This is a genomic window from Nonomuraea sp. K271, assembly GCF_009908215.1.
Classification (GTDB): Bacteria; Actinomycetota; Actinomycetes; order Streptosporangiales; family Streptosporangiaceae; genus Nonomuraea; species Nonomuraea longispora.
The window spans coordinates 1-4,624 of the sequence record NZ_JAAAHR010000309.1 but is presented as its reverse complement, the minus strand read 5'-3'; the positions used below and the strand labels follow the sequence as shown (position 1 = coordinate 4,624).

Annotated in this window: 3 protein-coding genes; all 3 read right to left on the bottom strand. The window is 68.5% G+C overall.

The window, feature by feature from the left end; genetic code table 11:
• Positions 1 to 58: 58 nt before the first annotated feature.
• Positions 59 to 2,863: a vitamin B12-dependent ribonucleotide reductase gene (locus GUY59_RS46115; protein ID WP_138208659.1), complete on the bottom strand. Its 2,805-nt coding sequence runs from the start codon at positions 2,861 to 2,863 to the stop codon at positions 59 to 61.
• Complete coding sequence (gene nrdR / locus GUY59_RS46110) at positions 2,860 to 3,315, bottom strand: transcriptional regulator NrdR (protein WP_132341894.1); 456 nt, start codon at positions 3,313 to 3,315, stop codon at positions 2,860 to 2,862. Before nrdR ends, GUY59_RS46115 begins: the two co-directional genes overlap by 4 nt.
• A gap of 924 nt (positions 3,316 to 4,239) precedes the next feature.
• Positions 4,240 to 4,624 (bottom strand): LysM peptidoglycan-binding domain-containing protein (locus GUY59_RS46105; protein ID WP_161715099.1); only part of this gene is annotated, 385 nt, incomplete at its 5' end.

The following is a 4,624-nucleotide window of genomic DNA, read 5'->3' as shown; positions in this document are numbered from 1 at the left end:
GCTCATACGGGTGGGGAGGGGCCACCGCCCCTCCCCACCCGTGATCACGCTCAGCGCGTCAGCTGCAGCCGCTGGTCGAGCCGCAGCCCTCGCAGACGTAGCAACTCCCGGCCGGGCGCATCTTGGTGCCGCAGGTCATGCAGAGCGGCGCGTCCGCGGTGAAGCGCTGGTGGCTTTCCAGCGTCAGCTCCGCGACCGGCTGCTCCTTCTCGGGCTGGGTTTCGATGGGCGCCGACTGGGCCAGCGCCTCACGGTCGACCGGCTCCTGCAGCGCCGCGGGGTCCTCGCCGCGCTGCTGCGCCGCCCGCTCGGCCGCCGAGAAGATGCCCAGGGCCGCCCGCTCCTCGTAGGGCAGGTGGTCGAGCGCGAGGCGGCGGAAGATGTAGTCCATCACCGACGTCGCCATCCGGATGTCCGGGTCGTCCGTCATCCCGGCCGGCTCGAACCGCATGTTGACGAACTTGCTCATGTACGTCTCCAGCGGCACTCCGTACTGGAGCCCGATGGAGATCGCGACGGAGAACGCGTCCATGACGCCCGCCAGCGTCGAACCCTGCTTGGACATCTTGAGGAAGACCTCGCCGAGTCCGTCGTCAGGGTAGGAGGAGGCGGTCATGTAGCCCTTGGCGCCGCCCACCGTGAAACGGGTGGTCATGCTCGGTCGCTGGTTGGGCATGCGCCGCCGGGTCGGCCGGTTGACCTCGACCACCTTCACCTCGGGCTCCGCCTGCGGCTCCTCCTTCTTGGAGCCGTTGCCCGCCGACAGCGGCTGGCCGACCTTGCAGTTGTCGCGGTAGACGGCCAGGGCCTTCAGGCCGAGCTGCCAGCCCTCCATGTAGACCTGCTCGATGTCGTCGATCGTGGCCGACTCGGGCAGGTTGACCGTCTTGGAGATGGCGCCGGACAGGAACGGCTGCGTGGCCGCCATCATCCGCACGTGACCCATGGGCGCGATCGCCCGCTCGCCCATCGCGCAGTCGAACACCTCGTAGTGCTCCTGGCGCAGGCCGGGGGCGTCGACGACGTGGCTGTGCTCGGCGATGTATTCGACGATGGCCTCGATCTGCTCCTGCTGGTAGCCGAGCTGCTTGAGCGCCCGCGGGATCGTCTGGTTGACGATCTGCATGGACCCGCCGCCCACCAGCTTCTTGAACTTGACCAGCGCCAGGTCCGGCTCGATGCCGGTCGTGTCGCAGTCCATCATCAGGCCGATCGTGCCGGTGGGGGCGAGGAGGCTGGCCTGCGCGTTGCGGTAGCCGTGCTTCTCGCCCAACTTGAGGCACTCCGACCACTGGCGCGACGCCTCGGAGTGGATCTTCGCGTCCATGGAGCCGACGGTGCGCAGGTTGTCGTTCGCCGCCGCGTGCTTGCGCATGACCCGCTTGTGCGGCTCGGCGTTCCTGGCGTATCCGTCGTACGGCCCCACCACGCCGGCCAGCTCGGCGCTGCGCCGGTAGGACACGCCGGTCATCAGCGACGTGATCGCCGCGGCCACCGCCCGGCCGCCGTCGGAGTCGTAGGCGTGGCCGGAGGCCATCAGCAGCGCGCCCAGGTTGGCGTAGCCGATGCCGAGCTGCCGGTAGGCACGGGTGGTCTCGCCGATCTTCTCGGTCGGGAAGTCGGCGAACGTGATCGAGATGTCCATCGCGGTGATGATCAGCTCGGTCAGCTTGACGAAGTCGGCGACGTTGAAGGAGTTGTCGTCCTTCAGGAACTTCAGCAGATTGATGCTGGCCAGATTGCAGGACGAGTTATCCAGATGCACATATTCCGAACACGGGTTACTAGCCGTGATACGTCCGGTTTCCGGGGTGGTGTGCCAGTCGTTGATCGTGTCGTCGTACTGCAGGCCCGGGTCGGCGCACTCCCAGGCGGCCTTGGCCATCTTGCGGAACAGGTGTCTGGCGTCGACCTTCTCGATGACCTCGCCGGTCAGGCGGGCGCGCAGGCCGAACTCGCCGCCCTTCTCCACCGCCCGCATGAACTCGTCGGAGACGCGCACCGAGTTGTTGGCGTTCTGGTACTGGACGGAGACGATGTCCTTGCCGCCCAGGTCCATGTCGAACCCGGCGTCGCGCAGCGCGCGGACCTTGTCCTCCTCGCGCGCCTTCGTCTCGATGAACTCCTCGATGTCGGGGTGGTCGACGTCGAGCACCACCATCTTGGCGGCCCTGCGGGTGGCGCCGCCGGACTTGATCGTCCCCGCGGACGCGTCGGCGCCGCGCATGAACGAGACGGGGCCGCTGGCCGTGCCGCCGCTGGACAGCAACTCCTTGGAGGAACGGATGCGGGACAGGTTGACCCCGGACCCCGAACCCCCCTTGAAGATCACGCCTTCCTCTTTGTACCACTCCAGGATCGACTCCATCTGGTCGTCCACGGAGAGGATGAAACACGCGCTTACTTGCTGCGGTGACTGTGTGCCGACGTTGAACCAGACCGGCGAGTTGAACGCGAACACCTGGTGGGCGAGCGCGTGTTTCAGCTCGTGGTCGAAGATCTCGGCATCCTCCTCGCTCGCGAAGTAGCCGTTCTCGACGCCCGTTCGGGTGTAGACGCCGACCACCCGGTCGATCAGCTGCTTCAGGCTCCACTCACGCTGCGGGGTGCCCACGGCCCCGCGGAAGTATTTCGTCGTCACGATGTTGGCCGCGTTGACCGACCAGAACCCGGGGAACTCGACCCCCCGCTGCTCGAAGTTGACCGAGCCGTCGCGCCAGTTGGTCATGACGACGTCGCGGCGCTCCCACTGGATCTCGTCATACGGGTGTACGCCGGGCTTGGTGAAGATGCGCTTCATCTTCAGCCCCTTACGTGGACGCTTGCCCCCGCGCGCCACTGAACCGCTGGCCGTCTCCGTCATGACTCCCCCTTCTCCGCCTTCAACTGTGAGATCTCGGCCTCGAAGTCCGCCAAACTCTCGAAACCGCGATATACCGATGCGAAACGCAGGTAGGCCACCTCGTCGAGCTCCCGCAGCGGGCCGAGGATCGCCAGACCCACCTCGTTCGAGGGGATCTCGGCCGCACCCTTGGCCCTGATGGCCTCCTCCACCTGCTGCCCGAGCTGCGCCAGCGAATCCTCGCTTACCGGTCTGCCCTGGCAGGCCCGCCGCACGCCCGCCACGACCTTGTCCCGCGAGAACGGTTCTGTCACTCCGCTGCGCTTGCTCACCATGAGAAGTACGGTCTCCTGGGTGGTGAACCTGCGCCCGCACTCGGGACAGGTGCGGCGGCGCCTGATGGCCGCCCCGTCCTCCGTCGAGCGGCTGTCGATGACCCTGGTGTCAGGGTGGCGACAGAACGGACAGTGCACGCTTTCGCCTCCAAGGCCCCTACGGTCACCGCACACCGTTCCCCGCGCGAGGGGACGCTCACGCACGCTCCACGGCTGACCGTGGAACGGTGGCATAACCACAAGGTGTGGTGAACCTACATCGGTGTAACTACTAGATGTTGTGGTCCAACCGTAGAAGCGCGCGACCATGAACGCAAGTTGAGCCGCGCCGTCCCGCCGAAGTCGCTGATCAGTCCGCCATCTTCTCCAGTCCCGGGCGTGTCGCGCCGTCCCGGCGGTGTTCGTGCAGTTGGGAGCGTCACAAGAGTTGTGCGCGGCCTCGTCCGTGAAAGAAGCTCACAACAGCACCGAGCGACACTTCACCCACCACGCTCACTCCTTGAACGCCCCGTCACCCACCCGCCTCCCACGGGGCTTGCCGCTGAACGAACCGCCTGGGCCGGCCGCCCGGGGGCGGCCCTCGACCCGACGTCTTGGTGCGGAGGCTTGTGCGGGCCCGGACGCCGGCAGGGAGAACCGGGCGGCACCGCCGTCCGGGGAGGCGGCTGGCCAGGGTCGAACGCCGAACCGGGGAAACCGGCTGGGATCGGACGCCGGCCGTGAGGACTCGGCCAGGCCTGCCGCCCAGGCGGGGGACCGTCGGCGACAGGACTGCCAGGACGGATGCGCCGGCGGACGGGCCCCGCCCAGGCGAGCGTGTCGGCGGCAGGCCATCCGGCACCTGGACCGGTGATCGAGCCGGGACCGCCGGAACTCGTACACGGTGCTTGACGTTCACTCGGCGGATGCACCGCGCAGACCGTGGTCAACGGGACGGTCGTGGGACGGCTGGGCCACGGCCGACCGGACGCGAGGTGACCCGGCTCGGGACCGCTGGAGGCGCGGATGGCGATGGGGGTCATGCTCTTCCGGCGCCGGACCGTGCCGGTCGGCAGGGGCGGGTCAGCGTAAGGCGGTGGTGTCGTCCTTCGGGATGTAGAGGCGGGTGCCGGGGCGGATGAGGGAGTCGGGCAGGCCGTTCAGGCGCTTGATCTCCTCCACCAGGGTTGCCGGATCTTCGCCATGGGAGAGGGCGTCGGCGATCGCCCACAGCGTGTCCCCCTCGTGGACCTCCACCCACGGCAACCCTGCGTGTGCCGGCACCATGACGGGAACGGCCGCATGTCCTGCCGCACGCGTACCCAGCCAGAATCCCCCCAACGACAGCAGCGCGGCCGCCACCACCAGCGCGACCCGGCCGCGTCGGGTCAGCCGCAGCGGCGGGGTGGTCCGGCGGCGCGCGGCCGCCGCTCCACGTTCCCGCCGCCCCGCGGCCCGGCGCCCCCAC

Bases quoted from the DNA above. Each gene is read 5' to 3' on its own strand.
- GUY59_RS46115 (WP_138208659.1), bottom strand. From the start codon at position 2,863: ATGACGGAGACGGCCAGCGGTTCAGTGGCGCGCGGGGGCAAGCGTCCA.